This is a genomic window from Mesorhizobium sp. BH1-1-4 (genome assembly GCF_020165665.1).
Taxonomy (GTDB): Bacteria; Pseudomonadota; Alphaproteobacteria; order Rhizobiales; family Rhizobiaceae; genus Mesorhizobium.
On record NZ_JAIUIN010000001.1, the window covers coordinates 738,271 to 756,803 of the forward strand.

Consider the following 18,533-nt stretch of genomic DNA (forward strand, 5'->3'; position numbering starts at 1 on the left):
CACCGCGATTCATTCAGCGGCGGCCGCATAGGGAACATTGCGCCCGCCATAGCGACGGACACGAACGTTCGCCTGCTCGGCATGGCCGGCGAATCCTTCAAGTATGCAAAGGCGCGAACAGTATTCGCCGATCATGGCCGAGGCCTGATCGGTCAGGACGCGTTGATAGGTAACGGTCTTCAGGAACTTGCCGACCCAGAGGCCGCCGGTGTAGCGGGCGGCTCCCGCCGTCGGCAGCGTATGGTTGGTTCCAATCACCTTGTCGCCGTAGGCGACATTGGTTCGCGGCCCGAGAAAAAGCGCACCGTAGTTCGTCATCCGCTCGAGAAAGATATCCGGGTCACGGGTCATTACCTGGACGTGCTCCGACGCAATGCGGTTTGCTTCGCCGATCATTTCGCCTTCCGTCGAACACAGGATGACCTGGCCGTAGTCTTCCCATGCGCGACGGGCGACGACGGCAGTCGGCAGGATGGTCAGCAGCCTTTCGACCTCTGCGATCGTGGCTTTGGCGAGTGCCTCTGAATTGGTCAGCAGGATTGCCGGTGAGTTGGGGCCATGCTCGGCCTGGCCGAGAAGATCGGTCGCGCATAGTTCGGCGTCGACGCTGTCATCGGCAATGACCAGCGTTTCGGTTGGGCCGGCAAAGAGATCGATGCCGACCTGCCCATAGAGCTGGCGCTTGGCTTCCGCCACGAAGGCGTTGCCTGGACCGACCAACATGTCGACGGACTGGATGCTTTGCGTGCCCAGTGCCATGGCGGCCACTGCCTGCACACCGCCGAGACAGTAGATTTCATCCGCGCCTGCCAGATGCTGCGCCGCAACGATTGCCGGGGCGGGGCGCCCCTTATAAGGTGGCGCCGCCGTGAGGATGCGCGGTACGCCAGCAACCTTGGCCGTAATGACCGACATATGGGCGGAGGCCAGCAACGGATACTTTCCACCCGGCACATAGCAGCCGACGGACTGGACCGGGATGTTCTTGTGTCCAAGAACAACGCCTGGCAAGGTCTCGATCTCGATATCGCGCAACGCTTCCCGCTGATGCTGCGCGAAGTTGCGAACCTGTTCCTGCGCAAAGCGAATGTCGCTCAGGTTCTGTTCGGACAGTTCGGCAAGGCAGGCGCGTATTTCAGCATCAGTGAGGCGAAAATCCTTGCGGTCCCATTTGTCGAAGCGGATCGAAAGCTCGCGCACCGCAACATCGCCACGCGCACGGACATTGGCGATGATGCCCTCAACCGTGGCTCTGATGGTGGCCTGATCGGCTGCCACCGCGCTCGGATCGCGCCCCTCTTTGAGCTTGCGGATCACTTGGTCGCTCCTTCCGTCGTCCTGCCTTCGAAGTAGCTGTCGAGATCGAGCGCCAGTTTGATGATGCTCGAATAGTCCTCGCCGGCATGTCCGTTCTGGCAATGGATGGCGAAGAGCTCGGTCGCGAGATTGCCCATAGCTGCCAAGACTTTCGAGCTGTTCGCCAGTTCCTTGGCGAGCCGCATGTCCTTCAACTGGAAATCCGAGCGGAAACCGCCGGCAAAACCGTTGGCAGAGGGCACATTCTCCATCAGACCCGGGAATGGATGATAGCGCTCAAGCGCGTAGTTGTTGCCCGAGGAATTGCGCATGACATCACTCAGCACAGCCGGGTCGAGCCCATTGGCGACACCGAGTGCCAGCGCCTCGACGGTTCCCGCCATGCAGATCCCCGACAAGATATTGTTGCAGAGCTTTGCCGTATGGCCCGCTCCCGATGCTCCGACATGGTAGATGCGCTGCCCCATCGCCTCGAGCAGCGGTCGGGCCTCCTCGACATCCGAGGCTTCGCCGCCGACCATGAAGGTCAGGCTGCCCAAATGAGCTCGAGGCGTTCCACCCGAAACAGGTGCGTCGATCATGCGCCGGCCCGCTGCGCGGGCGGCAGTCGCGATTTCCACAGTAACGGTTGATGAAATCGTGCTGCTATCCATTAGCAGCGCACCCTTGCGGGATACCGCGATGAGACCCGACACTCCAAGATAGGCGTCGCGGACATTGTCTCCGGTCGGAAGCATGGTGATAACCACATCGGCCGACGAAGCCGCCTCGGCGGCGGAGGCTGCACGCTGCACGCCCTGCTTCTCAGCCGCGTCGAGTGCCGCCGAAGACGGATCGAAGCCAATGACTTGAAAGCCGGCTTGGACCAGATTGCGGGTCATTGGTTGACCCATATTGCCAAGACCAAGGAAAGCGACAATTTTCAATTGGGCATCCTCCGGTCAGGCAGCCGACGTGTTGACGATGACCGTCTTCGACCAGGTGAAATGCTGGATCATGCTCGCCAGCGAGAGCTCACGTCCCATGCCGCTCATTTTCGTCCCTCCGTATTCGATGTTGGCTTCCGCGACGGCAAATTGGTTGACCTGCACGAAGCCAGCTTCGATGCGCGACACGAAGTCGAAAGCCGCCGGGAGGTTTTCCGTGAAAATCGTTGCCGCGAGGCCGTAAGGCGTATCGTTGGCCTCCTGCAGCACGGTCTCGAAATCGGTAAAGCGTGAGACAGTCGCGACCGGCCCGAAGATCTCGTCGCGGCAAACGGGTGAGCTTGCGGGAACGCCCTCGATCAGCGTCGTCGAGTAGTAGTAACCCTTGTCCAGGCCTTCGGGACGCTGGCCGCCGCAAAGGATACGGGCGCCGGGCGTCTGCCGCGCCATTTCGATGTAGCGTTCGACACGATCGAACTGCTTGCGCGATACGATACAGCCCACCTGTGTCGCTTCATCCAGCGGGTTTCCAACCCGAAAAGACGTAATGCCGGCCAGCACGCGCTCGATCACCGCATCATAAATGGCGTCGTGGATATAGATCCGCGTACCGGCGGAACACGACTGGCCCTGACGCTGAAGCCGGAGCCCCTGCAGAATGCCACGCGCCGCGCGATCGATATTGGCATCGGCCAGGACGATGTTCGGATTCTTGCCGCCGAGTTCGGCTGTGACTGGAACGATCTTGTCGGCGGCGTAGTGCATGATCATGGCGCCGACCGCGCTCGATCCGGTGAAGCTGATCTTGCGTACCGCCGGATGTTGGCAAAGCAGGCGACCCGCTTCCTCTCCGAGCCCGGTAAGAGCGTTTGCGACGCCGGCTGGCAGAACCTCCTGCAGCAGTTCGAACACTCGAAGCACTGCCAGGGGTGCCTGTTCGGCCGGTTTCAACACGACGGTGTTGCCCGCCGCGAGTGCCGGGGCGATCTTGCTGGCAAGCTGCATCAGCGGTGCATTCCACGGGATGATTGCCCCAACGACGCCAAGCGCCTCGCGCCGCGTATAGAGCAGCCGGCCTGGATCCGGCGGATAGGTGAGGCCGTTGATCTCTCCAGCCAAGCCGCCGAAATAGCGCAGTATATCGACCATGGTGCGCACTTCATTGCGCGATTGGGTCGGCAGTGCGTTGCCTGTCTCCAGGGACGACAGCCGTGCGATGTCTTCGCGGAAACCGTCGAGATGGTCAGCTGCCCGAATGAGCAGGGCGCCGCGCTCTCTCGCCGGCAGGGCCGACCACGACCGGAATGCCAAAGAGGCCGCATTGACTGCGGCATCGACATCCTCGGTACCGCAGCGGGGCGCGTACCCAATGACCTCTTCGGTCGCCGGGTTCTCGACATCGAACTGCGCATGCGTGAGCGCCTTCCTCAATCGACCGCCATAAACGATCTGGCCCGAAAGGCGGCTCGCTTCGGCCGATTGTGCGGCGATGCGCGTTTCAAGTGAGTCTGTTGCCGAGGCGTTCATGCGAAGTGGCTTTTGTCGGTTTTTGATTGAGCATACGTATGCACTCTGTTAGACATTTGAAACGAGTTTGTCAAACAGGAGTGAGAAATGACCGTGACAACAATCGGCCTCGTCGCTGGCGACCCATCCGGTGTCGGTCCCGAACTTTGTGCCAAACTGGTCGATGCAAAGGGGCGTCTGAGTGACCTTCGCGTTGCCGTCTTTTGTGGGAAAGGGAGCTTTCGCGACGGAATGCGCATCGCCGGTCTCGATGCTGAAATCCCAGTCGTCGACAGCGTTTCATTGATTCCTGAGCATGGCGGCGTGGCGCTGATTTCAGGTCTGGATCGAGGCGGCTACAAACCCGGCGTGGCGAGCGCGGAGGGCGGCGCTGCCACGCTCGCTGCGCTGGAGAATGCAGCAGACGCGGCCGGGGCAGGGCAGCTAGATGCGATTGTCTATGGTCCACTCAACAAGCAGGCGATGTGGCTGGCCGGTCATAAGGCGATCGACGAACTGCATTTTTTCTCGAGCCGCCTCGGTGTTGCCGGCTTCTGCTGTGAAATGAATAACCAGGGGGCTCTTTGGACCGCCCGCGTAACCTCGCATATCCCGCTCCGCGCAGTGGCCGACAACATCTCCGTGGAGTCAATCATTGCGGCCACGGTGGCCGGCGCCAAGGCTGTCGAATCATCAAGCGGCAAACGTGCGAGAATAGCCGTTGCCGGCCTTAACCCGCATCTGGGAGAAGGCGGCGCAATGGGCACTGAGGAGATCGAGATTATCCTTCCCGCTATCGAAAGGCTAAAGGAGCTTGGATACGATGTCGCCGGCCTTTATCCGGCCGATACCGTCTTTCTACGCGTGGGGCCGGAAAAGCTAGACCTGATCGTCACCATGTTCCACGATCAGGGCCAGATCGCGCTGAAGACGCTCGGTTTCGCCAACACCTCGACCGTTCTTGGCGGATTGCCGCTGCCAATCGTTACCGCCTCACAAGGAACAGCCTACGACATTGTCGGCCAAAATCGCGCCGACCCCGCCGGCCTGACAGCAGCGTTTGATCTCGCGCATCGTCTTGCTATTGCTGCGCGCAAGGCAGCATAACAGGCGCAAAAGCTGATTTGCGCAAGGATCCAATGCATGAGACGGTCAACTTCGGTGGATGTCGCACGGGAGGCTGGCGTATCGCAATCGACTGTTTCTCGCGCGCTGGCCGGTGATGGGAGAATCTCGGAGGAGACGAAGAAGAAAATCCGCAAGACCGCAGAGCGCTTAGGCTACACGCCAAATGGGATCGCGCGCAGCCTGCAGACGAAGAAGACAAATATGGTTGGCCTGATCATGGCCGACATCCTCAATCCGTTCTACCCGGCCGTCCTGGAAATCTACACCCAGAAGCTCAACGCCATGGGCAAGCAGCTCCTGCTGCTTTCCGTGCCCAAGGGTTTTGAAGTCGATGACGTGCTGCCATCGATGCTCCAATACGAGATCGACGGTTTGATCGTGACGTCAGCTGTGTTGTCGTCGCGAATGCGCGACATTCTGCACAATAGGAACACCCGGGTGGTTTTATTCAATCGCTCCGTCGACGACTTTTCGATAAATTCGGTGTGTTGTGAGAACAGGTCGGCTTCCATGGAAGTTGCCGCCCTTCTTGTTGCTGCAGGCCATAGACGCATAGCCCTTATCGGGGGCCGCCCTGATACGTCGACCCATCGCGAACGTTGTGCTGGCTTTCAGGATGAATTGCGCCGCCATGGACTCGAAATCATCGGCGAGAAATTCGGCGAGAACACCTATGGCGGGGGCTACGGGGCCGCAATCGACCTTCTTTCCGGTCCGACGCCGCCGGACGCCATCTTCTGCATCGCCGATGTGATGGCGCTTGGCGCGCTGGACGCCGCGCGCTTCGGTCTTGGGCTCAAAGTTCCGCGCGATGTGTCCATCGTTGGCTTCGATGACATTCCCTCGGCCGCCTGGCCGGCATACGACCTCACCACCTTCCGCCAGCCGATCGAGGCGATGGTGGGGCGGTCGCTCTCCCTGCTGTTTGATCCGGCAGACTTTCCACCAGCGGCTATTCGCATACCCGGCGAACTGATCATTCGCGGCTCTACCAACATCGGTGCGGCAACCGCCTGAACTATCAACGCCCCATTCTAATTTAGCAAATGTGCGCGCATACGTATTCCCAATTCAAAGAAATGGAGAGAGATTTATGGAGGACAATCAGGTTGCGCCAAGTTTCAGGCTGGACGGAAAACGAGCGCTCATTACGGGTGCCGGACGGGGTTTGGGACTGGCTGCCGCACACGCGCTCGCCCACTATGGGGCCGAGGTGGTTCTGGCCGCTCGCACATTGAGCGAGGTGGAGGCTGCCGCAGCCAATATCATTCGCTCGGGCGGACGAGCCGAAGCCATCGCTCTCGATATCCGGGACGTTGAGGCAGTGAGTGAAGCAGTGTCACACAGGTCAGCTTTTCATGTGCTGGTCAACAATGCCGGGATGAACCGCACCAACCCATTTCTCAATGTAACACAACTCGATTTCGACGATATCATCGGTCTCAATCTGCGCGCTTCCTTCTTTGTCGCGCAGATCGTCGCGCGACGCATGGTGGAGCAGGGCGTGAGCGGCAGCATCATAAACATGTCGTCGCAGATGGGTCATGTCGGCGCTGCGACGCGCAGTGTCTACTGCGCCTCGAAATGGGCGATGGAGGGCATGACCAAAGCGGCGGCAATCGACCTGGCTCCATATAAGATCCGTATCAACACCGTCTGCCCGACGTTTGTCGAAACGCCGCTCGCTCAGAATTTTCTCAAGAATGAGGCCTTCAGGGCGGAGGTGCTGTTCAAGATAAAGCTTGGCCGCATCGGTCATGTCGACGACATAACCGGGGCGGTTGTCTTCCTGGCGTCCGATGCATCCTCTCTCATGACGGGATCGTCCATGGTTATCGACGGCGGTTGGACTGCGGACTAAGAACCTGCTGGAGGGGCGCATGATCTGGACGGGCCATGCGAACTAAGAATGAAAGCATGAGTTCAGAAACAGCGCTCGAAAGTGTCATTCAGGAGTTTTTTGCATGCTAGCCAGGAATGATCCCTGCGGCTGGCGAACAGGGCCCAGATTGATTGGATCGGAGCCGTAGCTATCGGGAAGGAATGCACATGGACCTCGGCCTTGAAGGCAAGATTGCATTGGTGTCGGGGGGCTCCTGTGGGTGCGCGCGTGTGGACGATGTTGCAGAAAAGCCGGCTGGGTCTCGGCTCACTTTCCCGAGCTTCCTCGTAAAGGCGGTTTCCTTCGATCATCGCTATCAAGCAGTCGCCAGCTTGTTTCCCGCTGATGCCTAGATCCGCAACGCTGTTCATATGATGTTTATCGAGCAGACAAAGGCCGCTCACGGCGAGCCCCTGCGCACGCAGCCGCGTCGCGAACTCTGCGGCTTGCCGATGAAATGGCGGCGTTTCCTGATCTCCGACCATGATGGTCACTGCCGTGCCCGGATCGTGCTGCCGCACCATCGGCGTAAAAGTGGTAGCCTCCTCGTCAGTGATGCCCATCAACGGCACGAGGAAGGACGTCCGCAGGGGCTTAAGATCGTAGAGGCCGCCCAGCAGCAGTGCTGCGCGGACGTGTGACGACGCTGGTGTCTTTTCAAACAGGAATGTAGCCGGATGTGCGCCGGCCGAATGGCCGCTGACGCTTATTCGGCTTGGATCGCCGCCGTGGCTGGCGATGTTGTCCAGCACCCATTGTTTGGCGCGCCGGACTGTATCTTATGATTATTAGTGATCTTTTACGCTTGGTCACAATCGCATTTGCTCGATACTGTGACGGACCGATCAACAACGGAGCTGAGCGCTTATCTGTTCAAGCGCTCTCTGCACGACTGATGTTTACGCAAAGTGAGTGTCGCCGCGATCACCGTGGCTTCTCGTCGTAACCCGGCGCTGCATTGGAGCGCTAAGGCGATGATGACAGCTTTGCGCCTCACATCCGGTCAATCAGAAACTCAAGAGCCGAAATTTCAAAGCGGACACCAAGACCGTCCTCTCACCTGTTTTGCCGCTCGGGACAGGTTCCGTAATGGGCCCTTTCGAGGTGAGGAAGAAGATACTGAATTGAGGGCGCTGGTGCTCGGCAGCGCCCATGGGATGAAGCGTCGCGAACATACACGAATGTTCCGCCTACTAGTGTCGCTCGGTCACCAGAGGGGCGCCGCGATCTGTGAAACGCGGTAAAACCTTGGCGCACGCGGAAATCATTCGAGGTTGGCCCGCGGATGTTCTGGAGTTTACCATGGCGATGGGATGGGCGCGATGTGGTGCATCTCCAAACGCGATGACGTGCTGCCCATAGGAGACTTCTCCCATTGCTTTCGTTGCCGCTAAAAATCGAATGACAATAAGATGCGGTCACTGGAGTGGCTCACGGCTAGGATGCCTGTTTTCGAGGAGGAGGAGTTGAAATGCGGATAAAATCATTGGTCGCCGCTGGCCTGCTGGCGGCTATCGCTTTTGCAGGTACCGTTCCGGCGTATGCCCAGATGAAAGCCAAACAGTTCAATATCCTGATGTTGACCGATCTTTCTTCGGTTTACTCAGAAACATCGGGTCCCGGTGACGTTGAATTCGCCAAGATGGCTGTTGATGACTTCGGTGGAAAGGTCAACGGCGTACCGATCAATGTCATCGTCGTCGACAACAAGCTGGATCCTGCACTCTCGGTCAATAAGGCGCGCGAGATCATAGACTCTCAGGGCGTGAACCTCATTACCGACGTGTCGAGTTCCGCTGCAGCCATCGCCATAGCCAAGCTCGCCAACGAAAGGCACATTCTGACGACCTTCGTTAGCCCGGGAACCATGGCGCTTACTAATGAAGCCTGCGGCAAATACACTTGGCACTATGGATACGATACCTCAGCCATGTCCGCGCCGGTCAAGAAAATGACCCAGGACGGCACCAAAAAATGGTATTTTATCACAGCCGACTTTGCCTTCGGAAAGTCATTGCTGGCTTCTTTCTCGAGTGCCGTTAAGCAAAATGGTGGGGAGGTCGTTGGGGTGGATATGGTGCCGTTCCCGAACGACGATTTCTCAAGCTATCTTCTCAAAGCGCAGGCGGCTGGCGCCGAGGCTATTGGCATCCTTGAATCCGGACAGGATCTGCGCAACGCGGTTAAGCAGGCCCGTGAATTCGGCTTGATGGATGCCGGAATGAAGATTGTTCCCGGACAGTTGAATCTTTCTGATGTGAAGGCTCTCGGGCCGGACACGTGGGCCGGCGTAAACGCCGCGCTGATCTGGTATTGGGATCTCGACGACGAAACCCGGAAATTCACAAAGCGTTTCCGCGAGAAGCTGAGCTTCTACCCTGGTGACATACACGCGGGCAACTATTCTGCCGTCTATCAAGTACTGAAGGCCGTCCAAGAAATCGGGACGGACGATCCCGACAAGGTAACGGAAGCCCTAGAAGGTCGGCGTTTCAGCGACATGTTCACCAAGGACGCGCTCATGCGCAAGCGCGACCATCTTGTGGTGAAGCGTACCTTTATTGGCCAGGTGAAACCCGCATCGGAGGTCAAGAACGACAGCGACTTTTTTAACATCGTCGGGTCGGTTCCAGGGGAGGAGGCGTACTACCCGGAAGCAGAAAGCACCTGCAAGCACGATTGGTAGCGGAAGAAGCATGCCTCCCGCCATCGGCTGATCGCCGACGGAGGGAGGCGTTCATCCGCAACGCAACCGAGGCCGGCCAATGTCTTACTATGCAATTTTGCTCTTCAACGGACTTGTGACGGGAGGTGTCCTGGCGTTGATGAGTCTCGGCATGAGCATCATCTTCGGCATGATGCGTGTGGTCAATTTCATGCATGGCGCGATGTTCATGCTGGGCGCAATCGTCGCGGTGATTCTGGGATCGCATCTCGGTGTTTCGCTTTGGCTGGGCTTTCTCATTTCCGCCGTTCTGGTCGGACTGCTTGGTGTGATTATTGAGCGGCTGCTCATCCGCCGACTTTATGGCTTGGATCTCGCCTACATCCTGATTTTGACCTTCGGCCTCTCGCTGATCATCGAAGACGTTGTTCGAATTTTTTACGGCGTTACGTCGGCGCCATACCTGGTGCCTGACCTTCTCAAGGGTGCCGTCAGCCTCGGCTTCGCCTCATACCCTAAATATCGACTCTTCGTCGTTGTGGTATCGGTATTTCTATGCCTGGGCACATATTTGGCGCTTGAGCGCACGCGCCTGGGAGCGCTGATCCGCGCGGCATCGGAGCGGCCCGATCTGCTTAAATGCTTCGGCGGCAATGTGCCCCTTCTCGTGTCCGGCACGTTCTTTTTCGCCTCCGCTCTGGCTGGGCTCGCGGGGGCGCTTTCCGCACCGATGCGCAACGTGTCGCCATTCATGGGAGAGGAAATGATCAATTTCGTCTTCGCCGTGGTCGTCGCCGGCGGCATGGGCTCGATCGCCGGATCGGCAATCATGGGCTTTGCCTCAGGCCTCGTCTCGGCTATCGCGGCCATCTTCTATGCGCCGGCGGCCTCCGCAGTCATATACATTCTGATGCTTGTCGTGCTTCTAATACGCCCGGGCGGGATTTTCCAAGGCATCGATATTTCGCATTTCGCGCTGCATTATACACCGATGACCGAGCGTGCGCGGCGGGTGTTCTTGAGCCGACCCACCGCCCTCATTGCGCTGGCGGCAACGCTTTTGCTTCCGTGGCTGGTCTATCCGGTCCTTGCGACCGACATTATCCTTTGGGGGCTGTTTGCGGTTGGTTTCGATCTGTTGTTCGCGATCGGCGGACTCCTCTCGTTCGGCCAGGCTGCCTATTGGGGCATGTCGGCCTACGTCACCGGGATCCTGATGGTTAAGTTCGGGGCTCCGATGTTCCTTTCGCTGCTCGGCGGCGTCGCCCTGAGCACGATTGTAAGCCTTCTTTTTGGCTTCATCGTCGCAAGAAAGAAAGGGATCTATTTCTCCATGATCACCTTTGCATTCGCGTCGATCGTTTATTTCGTCGTCAATCAGTTTCCCGACTACACGGGCGGTGAGGACGGGTTGCACGGATTGGTTCGACCAACGCTCCTGGGCTTGGACCTCAAGGACGACCGGATCTTCTATTATGTTTGCCTCGCTGCCGCTGCCTTGGTGATTTTCACGGTAATTCGACTTTTAAAGTCGCCGTACGGCCTTGCGCTTCTCGGCGCCCGCGAGAACGAGCAGCGCATGATGAGCCTTGGCTACAGCGTCTACGGCTTGCGTGTGAAGGCGTATGTATTTTCGGCGGTCGTGTGCTCGATCGGCGGCGCTCTCTATGCCCTTAACCATCAATTTGTTACCCTTGAAATGGTCTCATGGCGCGCTTCTGGAGAGCCTATCATGATGACGCTGCTTGGCGGCGCCGGTACCATCTTCGGGCCATTTCTAGGCAGTGGCATCGTTTTGCTCATGCGCAATACGTTGTCGACAATCACGGACAATGGCAGCCTGTTCCTCGGCCTTCTGTTCGTGGCCGTCGTACTGTTGTTCCGACGCGGAATACTCGGCGAGATCGTGCATCATTCGGTCGATCGCGCCACGTCGCCCGATATGCCGGCAAAGGGTGAGCTTTACGCTGCAAATCCGAACCAGATTGCAACAACCGGAGAGGTGGCCGATGCCTGATCCTGGCGTTAGTAACTCCGTCTACGGGGCGGGTTCGACAGACGTGCCGCTCCTTGAACTGCAGTCGGTCACAATGAGCTTTGGCGGTTTCACGGCCATCAACAACATCAGCTTGAAGTTCGAGAAAAAGCCGGTTTACGGGATCATCGGACCGAACGGCGCCGGCAAGACCACTCTGTTCAATATCTTGAGCGGTTTTTATCGGCCCAAGCGTGGTCGTCTGCTGTTTAACGGTGAAGACATGACTTCGCTGCGCACCGAACAGTTTGCACGGCGCGGAATCGTGCGAAGTTTTCAAATCACCAGCATTTTTCCCAATCTGGCGGTCATGGACAATGTTGTCCTGTCGGTGCAACGGCGAGCGCATGGGGGCGCCAAAGTGCTGGCGAAGTCAGGCTGGCACGAGAACCACAGACCTGAAGCAAACGCTTTGCTGGATCAGGTCGGCATTCCGCCATCTTTGCGCGAGCGGCCGGCCAGTGATCTTTCCTATGGCCGCAAACGGGCCTTGGAACTCGCGATCTCCTTGGCGGCGCACCCGGTGATCCTTCTTCTCGACGAACCGACCGCAGGGATGACGAGTGCGGACGTGTCACGCACAACTGACCTAATCGCCCAATTGTCCCGCGAGCGCACGATCATCGTTGTGGAGCACAATCTTGGAGTCATCGCCGATGTCGCCGACGAAATCATCGTCATGCAGCAGGGTGCTCTGCTCGCTTGCGGGCGCTATGACGACGTACGAAAGGACCCTCGCGTAATCGAAGCCTATCTGGGAAAACGCCATTGAGTATGTTGGAGATAAGAAATCTCGATGCCTATTATGGTGAAAGCCATATATTGCAGAGCGTCGGCCTGTCAGTCGACGCAGGCGAGGTCGTGACGCTGGTGGGGCGCAACGGCGCCGGCAAGACCACGCTGCTTAAATCCGTTATTGGTGACATACCGCGCCGGACGGGAAGCATCCGTTTTGGCAGCTCGGAAATCATCGACCTTTCGCCCGAGCGCATTTGCAGGATGGGAGTGGGCTTTGCCCCTGAGGACCGCGGCATATTTTCGACATTGAACGTTTATGAAAATCTGACCATCGGTCGGCCGAACAAAACCACAGGATGGCCACTTGAACGGATCTACCAGCATTTCCCGATTCTCAAGGCACGGCGCCTGCAAAAGGCAGCGTCTCTGTCTGGCGGAGAGAAGCAGATGCTCGCGATTGCGCGTCCGCTCTATATGGGAGCGTCGTTCCTCTTGCTTGATGAGCCAACCGAGGGCTTGGCTCCTGTAGTTGTCGATGCAATCGGTGCGATCATTAATGATATCAAGTCGACCGGTCTGACAATTCTATTGGTCGAACAGAATCTTCAGTTTGCGGCTGAGGTTACGGACAGATACTACATGATCGAGAACGGGAAGATCGTAAAGGAATTGACGAATCTCCAGATGGCTGATGAGGAACAAAGTCTACTCGACTATCTTGGTGTCTGACTATTCTCCGTCTCGTTGCGTGTAGGAAGGCGTGCCGGGATCGGAGCCTTCATGACCGACCGTTTAGGCGTCGGCTTGGGAATGCCGACCAACGCCTGACAGGGCTGGGAGGCAGAACTGTCCAGCCGTTCCGCTGATTTTGAAAATGCGGCGGGCGGAAGCAACTGAACCGTGGCGTGATCCGCATCGTCGTTCGCGACGGAGCCATGTCGAAATGAGCCTTCAAGGCGTGTGGGCTAACTCCTAGATTGCGGGCGGCCTGATACCTCTGTGGATTTCGCCGACGACGAGCGCCTGGTGTCCAGTCGCATGCTCCGTTCAGCGAGTGTCCTCGGCAGATGCAATCAGGCGCAGCCGCGAAGAGGTCACCATGGCGAAGACGCTGTATGAAAAAATCTGGGATGCCCATGTCGTCAAGCCACTGGGCGACAACAGGGCAATTCTCTTTGTCGACCGACATCTGGTTCATGAAGGTGTCGCGACTTACGCATTTTCGGGGCTAAGTGCGCGCGGGCGCAAGGTGCACCGTCCCGATCTGACGATCGGCGTGGCCGACCACGTCGTTCCCACGACGCCCCGCGTCAACGGGATCGCCTATGAGGATGAGGACGCCCGCAAGATGGTCCAGGACATTGAGGTCTACTGCGGGCAGGCCGGTATCGACGTCTATTCGGTCGGCAACCGCCGGCAGGGTATCGTCCACGTGATCGGGCCTGAACTCGGCTTTGTGCTGCCCGGCGCGCTGCTGGTATGCGGCGACAGCCACACCTCCACCCATGGCGCATTCGGGGCACTCGCCTTTGGCATCGGCATCTCCGAGGTCGAGCACGTGCTGGCGACGCAGACCATCGTGCAGCGCAAGTCCAAGTCGATGCGTGTCAACGTGAAGGGCGAACTGCCCTCCGGCGCAACGGCGAAAGACCTAATCCTTTCGATTCTGCATACGATCGGCGTGGCAGGTGGTACCGGCCACGTCATCGAATACCAGGGGGAGGCGGTTCGGGCGCTGACCATGGAACAGCGCATGACGCTGTGCAACATGTCGATCGAGGGCGGCGCGCGCGCCGGCATGGTGGCGCCCGACGAGAAGACCATCGCCTATCTGGAAGGACGCAAATACTCGCCGAAGGACGAAATGTGGGGCCGGGCAGTGGATTCGTGGCGCTCGCTGAAGTCAGATCCGGATGCGTTCTTCGACGCGGATGTCGAAATCGCCGGATCCGACGTAGTACCCTTCGTCACCTGGGGCACCAATCCCGGCCAATCGCTGCCGATCGTAGGCAGGGTGCCAAACCCTTCGTCCTGCGACAACGAGAGCGAGCGCACCAGTATCCAAGGCGCACTCGACTACATGGGCCTGCAGCCCGGACAGGCGCTGACCGACATCCACGTTGATCACGTCTTCATCGGCTCGTGCACCAATGGCCGCATCGAGGATTTGCGGGCCGCGGCCGCAGTGGTGCGGGGGCGCAAGGTTGCCGACGGTACGACCGCCTGGATTGTGCCTGGTTCGGGGCCGGTCAAGGACCAGGCTGAGCAGGAGGGACTCGACCAGATCTTCATCGAGGCCGGCTTCGACTGGCGTGAGCCTGGCTGCTCGATGTGCCTGGCGATGAATGGCGAGCGGCTGAAGCCTGGCGAACGATGCGCATCGACATCGAACCGGAATTTCGAAGGGCGACAGGGGCGCGGTGCGCGTACGCATCTGATGAGCCCCGCCATGGCCGCGGGAGCGGCGATCACCGGCCATTTGACAGACGTGCGCGAACTGATCTGAGGCGAATATGGAACCGATCTCCGGACACAGCGGCATCGCCGCGCCCTTTCCGATGTCCGACATCAACACAGACCTGATCTATCCCCAGCAGTTCCTGCGCAAGCCGGATCGCAACGCGATGGCACCGTTCCTGTTTCACAGCCTGCGTTACAGACCAGACGGCACACCAGATCCGGACTTTATCCTCAACAAGCAGCCCTATGACGAGGCGACGATCATCATCGCGGGGCGTAATTTCGGCTCCGGTTCGTCGCGCGAGCACGCGCCCTGGGCACTGAAATCATTCGGCATACGCTGCCTGATCTCCTCCATGTTCGCCGATATATTCAAGGCGAACTGCATCAACAACGGCATCATTCCTGCGACCGTCAGCGAGGACGTGCTAGCAGAGTGCCTACGCGCGGCGGCGAATCCGCAGGAAGCGCGCTTCACGGTGGACCTGGAAAGGCGCGACCTCAGCCACCTCCGGCTTGGCACAGTGCCGTTCTTGATTGTCGATTCCGACCGGGAGCGGCTGCTGAAGGGCAATGATTTCATCGACGACACTCTGGCGGAACTGCCGGCGATCAAAGATCATGAGAAGGCGTCGGCGCAAGCAACGCCATGGCTCAGTCTCGGGGCTGTCGCCGACTGACACGAAAGGGCCAAATGGCGTTATTGTCGGCTGCGCTTTGAGACCACGCAGTCGCGGATGCACCGTTCTCTACGACGCTGGCAACGATCGTCTTCGCTGCTGTTTGAGCCACAACCGCTACAGAGAGCAACGCTATCGGGACACAGCTAGGGTCATCCATGGCTCGAACGACTTGCCTCGGTTATACGCCAAAACTCCATAGGGTCGCTCTCGCTCCGCCGCCCTGACACCCGCTCGACGCGCGCCGAACACCGTGAACGAAGCGCCGCTTCCCGCAATCCGGCTTATGGCTGAAGGCGTGCCATCTCGAAAATGTCGTCGCAGACAATGTAGCTGTTACCCTGCATCCGCCCGACGACGCGCATCTTCGCCGTATCGACATGGAAGCGTTCTGGATTGATGAGCAGGTCGTCGCGGATATGCATGATTTGCACAAGGCCTAGGATAAGCGAACGGTTTGGCCCCAGCTCGACGATCTGCATCAGCTTGCACTCGAAGGACACCGGGCTTTCTGCGATGCGCGGCGCGCCGATCGAAAGCGAGGCCTGCGAGCTCAGCCCGGAGACGGTGAACTCGTCGACGGCCGGGCCGTATTCAGTGGCCGTGATGTTCATGACCTTTAGCCGATCCTCGTCGACCAGGTTCACGACGAACTCGCCGGTGGCGCGGACGTTACAGCCTGTGTCCTTCCGGTCGCCGGGACTGCGGTCGTTGATCGAGAAGCCGACCACCGGCGGATCTTCGCCGAAAACATTGAAGAAGGAGAACGGCGCGGCGTTGCGCTGACCGATTTCGCTGATGGTGGAAACCCAGGCGATAGGACGGGGCGTGATGGTGGAGGACAGGAGCTTGTATCGCTCGATGGGCTTGAGGTCGGAAAAATTGAAGTGCATGCCTGCTCCGGCGGGTCTTGGAATGTCAGATGCCAACATTAGTGGGCGATGGGAAAGGTCCCTGTTGGGGTGGGGAACGGCGATCATCAGCCTTTGATGATTTTAATCGCTGGCGCCACGTCAAAGCCGTTGTCGATTTCAACCGTCATGAACGATCGCTATGCCTGTTCGCCAAGACCCTCGATGCCCAAGGTAATGACATCGCCAGCCTTTGAGAAAGATCTCGGCTTCTGACCGGAGGCCCACGCCGGGCGGAGTGCCGGTGGAAATGATATCGCCGGGGCGCAGGCTCATGAACTGCCGACCGATAGGATACCAAGTGTCGCACGCCGTAGACCATGGTCGCTGTCGAGCCGTTCTGGAAGGCTTTGCCGTTGACCTCGAGGTGCATCTTAAGGGCCTGCGGATCGGACACCTCGTCCGCGGTGACCGCCAGGGGCCGAGCGGGCCGAAGGTGTCGGCCGACTTGCCCTTGGTCCACTGACCTTGTCGTTCGGCCTGGAAGGCGCGCTCGGATAAGTCGTTGACGACACAATAGCCAGCGACATGGTCCATCGCCTCGTCTTCCGAGATGTATTTCGCGGTCTTGCCGATAACGACGCCGAGTTCGACCTCCCAGTCGGTCTTTTCGAAATCGCGTGGGATCTCGACCCGTCGTATGGACCGGTGATCGCCGAAGTTGCCTTCATGAAGATAATCGGCTCGGACCGGCACCGTGGCGCCGGTTTCTCGGCATGGTCGGAATAATTCAGCCCGATGCAGACGAACTTGCCGGTCCCGGCGACGCAAGGGCCAATGCGTGGATTGCCCTCGACGACCGGGAGACTGGCGATATCGATCGCACGGAGCGCGTCGAGTCCGCTGGGACACAGCGTCTCCGGCAATATCGGAGACATGACCGGACAGATTACGAATGAGGCCCTTGCGGTCGAGAATGCCAGGCTTTTCAGCACCCGGCTCGCCATAGCGCAGCAATTTCATCGCGTGTCGCACTCCTTTTGCGCCCACCCGGGATTTCAGTCGAGCGTCAGACCTGGATTGAAGACGCCCGGGCAGGAGACGGCCTCTCCTTCCCGGGAGCTTGCGACGCATAGGACGGATCAGCCGACCGCCTGCCTGCTGGTTCCGGCGACGAGAACCTCTACAACGGCGTCACCCATCTCGCTGGTGGAGACCCTGCGGCAGCCGGGCCGCATAATGTCGGCGGTGCGGTAGCCGGCGGCAAGCACCGAGCGGACCGCAGCCTCGATGCGCGCGGCCTCATGTTCCAGCGAGAAAGAATAGCGCAGCATCAGCGCTACCGACAGAATCGCTGCCAGCGGATTGGCAATATTGCGGCCCGCAATGTCGGGTGCGGTGCCGTGGACAGGTTCGTAGAGCCCCTTGTTTCCGACACCCAACGAGGCCGACGGCAGCATGCCGATTGAACCAGCAAGCATCGCTGCGGCATCGGAGAGGATGTCACCGAAGACATTTCCGGTGACGATGACGTCAAACTGCCTGGGATTGCGGATCAGCGCCATGGAGGCTGCGTCGACATAGAGATGGGTCAGTTCCACATCCGTATAGTCCTTGCCGACGCGGGTCACCACCTCGCGCCACAACATCATTGTCTCCAGCACGTTCGACTTGTCGACAGAGCACAGCTTCCCGCCGCGTTTTTGCGCCGCCTTGAAGCCTACATGGGCGATACGCTCTATCTCGCTTTCGGTGTAGCGCATTGTGTTGATGCCTTCGCGCTCGCCGGCCGCGTTGACAGAGATGCCGCGGGGCTCGCCGAAATACAGGTCACCATTCAACTCCCGCAGGATCAGCATATCGACGCCTTCGACCACCTCCGGCTTCAGCGTCGACGCGTCGAGCAATTCGGGATAGAGCAGCACCGGACGAAAATTGGCATAGAGCGACAGCGCCCGGCGAAGCCGCAACAGCCCGTTTCCAGCGCCCTCGGATGGTGGGCGGTGCTCGTCGGCGGGCACACCGGTACCGCCGAGCAGGATAGCGTCAACCGCACGGCAGAGCTCAAGCGTTTTAGCCGGCAACGCATCGCCGACGGTCTGAATGCCTTCGTCGCCGATGATGGCTTCGGTCATCTCGAAGGCGAGTCCAGCGCCGGCAAGTGCGCGCAACACTTTGACCGCCTCAGCGGTCACCTCCTTGCCGATGCCGTCGCCGGGAAGTACCGCGATTTTCACGTCCTATTCCTCCAGATGGATTTCACAGGAGCGCAAACCACCACGGCGCGCGCCCTTTCGGGTGTCTTATAGGAGTGTCGCGTGCATCCTCGAAGTCGTCCTTCGGAA

16 protein-coding genes and 1 pseudogene are annotated in these 18,533 nt (G+C 59.1%); 9 read left to right on the top strand and 8 right to left on the bottom strand.

All coding sequences use genetic code 11. The annotated features are described in order from the left end of the window. Positions 1–9: 9 nt before the first annotated feature. Genes hisD through LB569_RS03380 form a run of 3 tightly spaced genes read right to left on the bottom strand, consistent with a single transcriptional unit; the run spans position 10 to position 3,770 of the window. Entirely contained in the window at positions 10–1,317 is a 1,308-nt protein-coding gene (gene hisD, locus LB569_RS03370) for a histidinol dehydrogenase (protein WP_411970187.1), read from the bottom strand. Beyond that, positions 1,314–2,243, bottom strand: coding sequence for a 3-hydroxyisobutyrate dehydrogenase (gene mmsB / locus LB569_RS03375; protein ID WP_224691053.1), 930 nt, complete (start codon positions 2,241–2,243; stop codon positions 1,314–1,316). Before mmsB ends, hisD begins: the two co-directional genes overlap by 4 nt. Positions 2,244–2,258: 15 nt before the next feature. Further along, positions 2,259–3,770 carry an aldehyde dehydrogenase family protein gene (locus tag LB569_RS03380; RefSeq protein ID WP_224691054.1) on the bottom strand — a complete coding sequence of 504 codons (1,512 nt, stop codon included), beginning with the start codon at positions 3,768–3,770 and terminating at the stop codon, positions 2,259–2,261. An 87-nt stretch (positions 3,771–3,857) separates the two neighbouring features. Here LB569_RS03380 and LB569_RS03385 point away from each other — a divergent pair, with 87 nt between their 5' ends. The 3 genes from LB569_RS03385 (at position 3,858) to LB569_RS03395 (ending at position 6,738) form a co-directional block, all read left to right on the top strand. Further along, positions 3,858–4,856 (top strand): 4-hydroxythreonine-4-phosphate dehydrogenase PdxA, encoded by a 999-nt coding sequence (locus LB569_RS03385; RefSeq protein ID WP_224691055.1) that lies wholly within the window; start codon positions 3,858–3,860, stop codon positions 4,854–4,856. Positions 4,857–4,892: 36 nt separating this feature from the next. Next, a complete protein-coding gene (locus LB569_RS03390; protein ID WP_224691056.1) occupies positions 4,893–5,894 on the top strand; it encodes a LacI family DNA-binding transcriptional regulator in 1,002 nt (333 codons plus the stop codon). A 76-nt stretch (positions 5,895–5,970) separates the two neighbouring features. Continuing rightward, the gene (locus LB569_RS03395; RefSeq protein ID WP_224691057.1) at positions 5,971–6,738 is read left to right on the top strand and encodes an SDR family NAD(P)-dependent oxidoreductase; all 768 of its coding nucleotides are present in this window, start codon (positions 5,971–5,973) and stop codon (positions 6,736–6,738) included. Positions 6,739–6,800: 62 nt separating this feature from the next. Here LB569_RS03395 and LB569_RS03400 read toward each other — a convergent pair whose 3' ends face one another. After that, positions 6,801–7,511, bottom strand: a complete 711-nt coding sequence (locus LB569_RS03400; RefSeq protein ID WP_224691058.1) for an alpha/beta hydrolase — start codon at positions 7,509–7,511, stop codon at positions 6,801–6,803. A gap of 719 nt (positions 7,512–8,230) precedes the next feature. Between LB569_RS03400 and LB569_RS03405 the strand changes: the two genes are divergently transcribed. The 6 genes from LB569_RS03405 to leuD all read left to right on the top strand — a co-directional run bounded on the left by LB569_RS03405 (position 8,231) and on the right by leuD (position 15,337). Then, positions 8,231–9,445: an ABC transporter substrate-binding protein gene (locus LB569_RS03405; protein WP_224691059.1), complete on the top strand. Its 1,215-nt coding sequence runs from the start codon at positions 8,231–8,233 to the stop codon at positions 9,443–9,445. 79 nt (positions 9,446–9,524) lie between these two features. Then, positions 9,525–11,441 carry an ABC transporter permease gene (locus LB569_RS03410; RefSeq protein WP_224691060.1) on the top strand — a complete coding sequence of 639 codons (1,917 nt, stop codon included), beginning with the start codon at positions 9,525–9,527 and terminating at the stop codon, positions 11,439–11,441. Then, positions 11,434–12,231 (top strand): ABC transporter ATP-binding protein, encoded by a 798-nt coding sequence (locus tag LB569_RS03415; RefSeq protein ID WP_224691061.1) that lies wholly within the window; start codon positions 11,434–11,436, stop codon positions 12,229–12,231. The genes LB569_RS03410 and LB569_RS03415 overlap by 8 nt, the downstream gene beginning before the upstream one ends. 2 nt (positions 12,232–12,233) lie before the next feature. Beyond that, entirely contained in the window at positions 12,234–12,926 is a 693-nt protein-coding gene (locus LB569_RS03420; RefSeq protein ID WP_224691130.1) for an ABC transporter ATP-binding protein, read from the top strand. Between the two features lie 370 nt (positions 12,927–13,296). Beyond that, complete coding sequence (gene leuC / locus LB569_RS03425; protein ID WP_224691062.1) at positions 13,297–14,703, top strand: 3-isopropylmalate dehydratase large subunit; 1,407 nt, start codon at positions 13,297–13,299, stop codon at positions 14,701–14,703. A gap of 7 nt (positions 14,704–14,710) precedes the next feature. Further along, positions 14,711–15,337: a 3-isopropylmalate dehydratase small subunit gene (gene leuD / locus LB569_RS03430; RefSeq protein ID WP_224691063.1), complete on the top strand. Its 627-nt coding sequence runs from the start codon at positions 14,711–14,713 to the stop codon at positions 15,335–15,337. Between the two features lie 284 nt (positions 15,338–15,621). Here the strand turns inward: leuD and LB569_RS03435 are convergent, their stop codons facing one another. The 4 genes and pseudogenes from LB569_RS03435 to leuB all read right to left on the bottom strand — a co-directional run bounded on the left by LB569_RS03435 (position 15,622) and on the right by leuB (position 18,425). Then, positions 15,622–16,317, bottom strand: a complete 696-nt coding sequence (locus LB569_RS03435; RefSeq protein ID WP_224691064.1) for a flavin reductase family protein — start codon at positions 16,315–16,317, stop codon at positions 15,622–15,624. Positions 16,318–16,375: 58 nt separating this feature from the next. After that, positions 16,376–16,621 carry a hypothetical protein gene (locus LB569_RS03440; protein WP_224691131.1) on the bottom strand — a complete coding sequence of 82 codons (246 nt, stop codon included), beginning with the start codon at positions 16,619–16,621 and terminating at the stop codon, positions 16,376–16,378. Then, a pseudogene (locus tag LB569_RS03445) lies at positions 16,516–17,322 on the bottom strand (fumarylacetoacetate hydrolase family protein); the annotation flags it as partial. The pseudogene LB569_RS03445 and the gene LB569_RS03440, both read right to left, overlap by 106 nt. 8 nt (positions 17,323–17,330) lie before the next feature. Then, a complete protein-coding gene (gene leuB, locus LB569_RS03450) occupies positions 17,331–18,425 on the bottom strand; it encodes a 3-isopropylmalate dehydrogenase (RefSeq protein ID WP_224691065.1) in 1,095 nt (364 codons plus the stop codon). Positions 18,426–18,533: the final 108 nt, after the last annotated feature.

Coding starts and splice junctions, on each gene's coding strand:
- LB569_RS03380 (WP_224691054.1), bottom strand. CDS start 3,770: ATGAACGCCTCGGCAACAGACTCACTTGAAACGCGCATCGCCGCACAA.
- LB569_RS03385 (WP_224691055.1), top strand. CDS start 3,858: ATGACCGTGACAACAATCGGCCTCGTCGCTGGCGACCCATCCGGTGTC.
- LB569_RS03390 (WP_224691056.1), top strand. CDS start 4,893: ATGAGACGGTCAACTTCGGTGGATGTCGCACGGGAGGCTGGCGTATCG.
- LB569_RS03395 (WP_224691057.1), top strand. CDS start 5,971: ATGGAGGACAATCAGGTTGCGCCAAGTTTCAGGCTGGACGGAAAACGA.
- LB569_RS03405 (WP_224691059.1), top strand. CDS start 8,231: ATGCGGATAAAATCATTGGTCGCCGCTGGCCTGCTGGCGGCTATCGCT.
- LB569_RS03410 (WP_224691060.1), top strand. CDS start 9,525: ATGTCTTACTATGCAATTTTGCTCTTCAACGGACTTGTGACGGGAGGT.
- LB569_RS03415 (WP_224691061.1), top strand. CDS start 11,434: ATGCCTGATCCTGGCGTTAGTAACTCCGTCTACGGGGCGGGTTCGACA.
- LB569_RS03420 (WP_224691130.1), top strand. CDS start 12,234: ATGTTGGAGATAAGAAATCTCGATGCCTATTATGGTGAAAGCCATATA.
- leuC (WP_224691062.1), top strand. CDS start 13,297: ATGGCGAAGACGCTGTATGAAAAAATCTGGGATGCCCATGTCGTCAAG.
- leuD (WP_224691063.1), top strand. CDS start 14,711: ATGGAACCGATCTCCGGACACAGCGGCATCGCCGCGCCCTTTCCGATG.
- LB569_RS03435 (WP_224691064.1), bottom strand. CDS start 16,317: ATGATCGCCGTTCCCCACCCCAACAGGGACCTTTCCCATCGCCCACTA.
- LB569_RS03440 (WP_224691131.1), bottom strand. CDS start 16,621: ATGCACCTCGAGGTCAACGGCAAAGCCTTCCAGAACGGCTCGACAGCG.